Origin of the sequence: Streptomyces sp. WG7, assembly GCF_049975785.1 — a bacterium.
In the GTDB taxonomy this organism is placed as follows: Bacteria; Actinomycetota; Actinomycetes; order Streptomycetales; family Streptomycetaceae; genus Streptomyces.
In genome coordinates, this window is sequence record NZ_JBNGGE010000115.1 from 1 (window position 1) to 3,595 (window position 3,595).

General features: G+C 71.2%; 2 protein-coding genes and 1 pseudogene. All 3 read left to right on the top strand.

Annotation, left to right across the window (positions count from 1 at the left end; translation table 11 throughout):
- Positions 1-2,416, top strand: a 2,416-nt coding sequence (locus tag ACP4J0_RS38225) for an ALF repeat-containing protein (protein ID WP_426604016.1), incomplete at its 5' end; no start/stop codon positions are given.
- Between the two features lie 128 nt (positions 2,417-2,544).
- Positions 2,545-3,099 (top strand): hypothetical protein, encoded by a 555-nt coding sequence (locus ACP4J0_RS38230; RefSeq protein ID WP_426604018.1) that lies wholly within the window; start codon positions 2,545-2,547, stop codon positions 3,097-3,099.
- Positions 3,100-3,384: 285 nt separating this feature from the next.
- Positions 3,385-3,595 (top strand): annotated as a pseudogene (locus tag ACP4J0_RS38235) (hypothetical protein); the annotation flags it as partial.

Consider the following 3,595-nt stretch of genomic DNA (forward strand, 5'->3'; position numbering starts at 1 on the left):
CAACGCCGACGCCGCCGCAGCCGCCGCGCAGGCGGCCAGCGGCCACGCCAACGTCTCCAGCGCCCAGGCCCAGCGGGCCCGGGACGCGGCCGCCGACGCACGGCGACAGGCGGCCGAGGCCACCCGCGCCGCGAACCGGGCCGTCGCCCTGGCGGCCAAGGCGGCCAAGGCCGCTCGTGAGGCACGGGATTCCGCCAACTCCGCGGCCGTCCACGCCCGGAACGCGGGCAAGGCCGCCGAGGAGGCGGCCGACCACGCCGGTGACGCCGCCCAGGCCGCCACCGAGTCCGCCAAGCACGCGGCCGAGGCCAAGAAGGCCGCCGACGCCGCCACCACGGCCGTGGCGCAGGCGAGGACCACCTACACCGTGGCGCGCGAGGTCGAGGCCGCGGAGCTGGCCGACCGCCGTTACACGGAGGTCGAGAAGGCCAAGGCGCTGAAAGCGGCGGACAGCGAGCGCAAGGCACGTGAGCAGCAGGAAGCCGCGGAGGCCAAGGCGGCGGACGAGGAGGCACAGCGCCTGACGGCCGAGGTGACCGCTCCCGGCGCGGATCTCGGCGAAGTCGCCGACAAGGCCCGCAAGGTCGCGCTGCACGTCGCCAAGACCCGCGGCCCGTGGAGCGTCACCACGGCCGAGGCCGCCCTGGCGGGTTCGGACGCGCAGGTCATCGAGTACATCAGGACCGGCCTGACCCAGGCCGTCCAGCGCGACGAGTACGCCCGCACGGTCAACCTGGCGTGGGACTCGGAGTACGAAGCGGTCCGTACCGCCGCGAAGGAGGCGCTCAAGGGCGACACCGCGCAGGTCGGCACGTTCATCGAGACCGGTCAGCACCAGGCGGCCGCTCATGACTACCGCATCCGGGTCACCCAGCTGATGAACAACGCCGGGCGCTCGGTGATGGAAGCGGGCCAGGCGGCGCTGGAGTCCGGCACCACCGACGCGTTGCGGGAGTTCACCCAGACCGGGTACTACACGGCCCGTACCACCGACGAGCGCGTCCGCGCGGTTCAGCTGCGCAGCGTCGGCGGGCCCGAACTCAAGGCGGCGGCCGACGTCGCCCTGGCCGGGCCGCCGGAGGTGCTGCACAGGTTCATCCAGGTCGAGCAGTACCGCGCGGCGCGGCAGGACAAGCTCACCGCGACGCACGTGTCCCGGATGCAGGGACTGATCTCCGGGGCGGCCCGTGTCGCCGCCACGGCACACAAGGACGCCGCGCTCGCCGCCAAGGTGGCGGCCGACGCCGTCAAGGCCGCGGAGGAGGCCGCCAAGTACGCCCAGCAGGCCAAGGACTCGGCGGCCCAGGCCGACGAGTACGCCAAGGACGCGGACGCGCACGCGGATGCCGCCGAGAAGTCCGCGGCCGAGGCCGCCGCGTCGGCCCGGACGGCCCGTGCCGCCGAAGCCGACGCGCACAACGCCGCCCGCGACGCCGACGTGTCGGCCGCCCAGGCCCAGTCGTCCGCCGCCGCCGCGCAGGCCTCCGCGAGTGACGCCTGGGCCGCGGCCGACGCCGCGTACGCCTCGTCGATCGCCGCGGGCAAGGACGCCGACGCGGCGAGCAAGGCGTCGACCGCCGCCGGCGAGGTGGCCTTCCGCAAGCTCCAGGAGGAGATCCGGCAGCACTTCGCGGACATCGCGGCCGAGCTGGAGGAGCGTGAACTCAGGGCTGAGGACGCCGAGTTCGTCAAGCTCATGGAAGAACTGGAAGAGGTCGACTGGGGCAAGGTGCTCTCGGAGGGCGGCCACTTCTCCCTCGACGTCCTGGGTCTGATCCCGGGGTTCGGCGAAGCCGCCGACGGCGTCAACTGCGCCTGGTACTTCGGCGAGGGCAAGAAGATCGACGCGGGCCTGTCGTGCGCCGGCGCCGTGCCGTTCGCCGGATGGGGCGCCGCGGGCGTCAAGTTCGGCAAGTGGGGCACCAAGGCGGACGACTTCTTCCGCAAGCTGTTCGGCAAGAACCCCCTCTTCCAGCTGTGCGCGCGGTCGCTGGCGCGCTCGACGTCCTACGCCCGCGCGGCGAGTTCGGTCAGTTGCCCCGTGGGCTGGCGTCAAATCAGCGGAGAGATCTTCCAATCACCGGCCGGCTTGGTCTATCAGATGGCACGCGACGGCTCGCACCGCATCGAGCACGTCATGAAGCACACGAGGCCCATCCCGGACAAGCCGCTGCACGGCGTCTTCAAGGTGAAGGACCAGGACGAGCTCCTCGCACTGATCGACGACGCCTGGAAGAGGCGCGCCGACGGAAACTCGTTCGTCAGCCGGGGCAGCGACGTGCACGCGATCGAGTACGACGAGGCCATCGGCGAGGGGGGCGAGAAGTTCCTGTGCATCGTCACCCGGACGAAGAAGAAGATGGATCGGATCACCACCGCCTATCCGTCGGCGACGGCAGACTGCCCACTGCCGTAGTGAGGCACCCGGCCGGGTACAGGGCTGCCTGAACCCGGCCGCGTGACGGACGACGCCGACTACGAGGGCCGGCGGGTCGGGCTCCCCGCCCGCCGGCCCTCACCCACAGCGAAGAGGACATCGGTCTCATGCTCTCCCCCGACCGCATCCGTGAACTCCTGCGCGAACTGGACGACCCCGCACACCTGGAACTCCCCGAGCACTACGACATCCCGGCCGCCCGTCAGCGCTTCGCGCGGCTCGCCGAAGCCCTGGAGCGACGCTTCGGGCCCTCCGTGACGGTGGGCGGAGCCCAGGACGCCAGCTTCTTCGGATACGTCTCGGTCCCCGCCCCGGCCACGGAGACCGACCGGCCCCTGTGGGTGCTGATGAGCAACTTCGGCCCCTTCGTCACCACGGGCACGGGGAGGGGCTGGGGCGTACCTGGGTGCGAGGAGGGCCTGGGTGAGGCGTTCGTGACCTGGCTCGACGAGCTGTGTACGGAACTCGGCTGCGTCTATGTGCCCGTCGAACTGCTGCTGGAGCCGTACGACGGACCGAGTTCCCTGGAGGACGAGGAGATCCCCGAAGAAGTGCTGGCGGCATGGGCGGCGGAGTCCGGCGACGACGAGGACGAGGACGAGGACGAGGAAGAAGAAGCCCCGCCCCTGGCCTGGTGGGACCGGTACTTCCAATTCATGTGAGTTGTGCCGGAGTCCGGCCGCACGCGTCGGCAACTGTCCTGCCGACGGACCGAAGTTACGTACGGCCGAACCGCCTGTGTCTCCAATGTGGCTGCCCTGTGGACGACTTGTGACCACGTGATACTTTGCGCATCCGGCGCGCCGGGAAAGGGCGACGTGAGGGGTCTGTGCCGCTGTGGACATGCCGGCGGCACCAGTCGGACCGCATCACCACCAGTCGATGCCACGGCCCTGGCGCGTCATGCGTACCGGTCCCGGTACGCATCACCTCGAAAGGGAACTCTGATGAAAACCCGCCTTCGTAAGCCGCTTGTTGCCGGGCTGCTCGCCGTCTGCACCGTCGCGGGTGCGTCGTCGATCGCTTATGCCGTCACGGGGTCCGACGGTTCGTCGGCCGGGGCCGCGGCGGTGGCGGACGGGATGCCGTACGCGGTCGAGGACTTCCAGCATCCCGGTGCCGACCGCATCCTCCAGGAGAAGGGCATCACCGTCCACC

Excerpts from the sequence above, each read along its gene's own strand:
- ACP4J0_RS38230 (WP_426604018.1), top strand. The coding sequence starts at position 2,545 with ATGCTCTCCCCCGACCGCATCCGTGAACTCCTGCGCGAACTGGACGAC.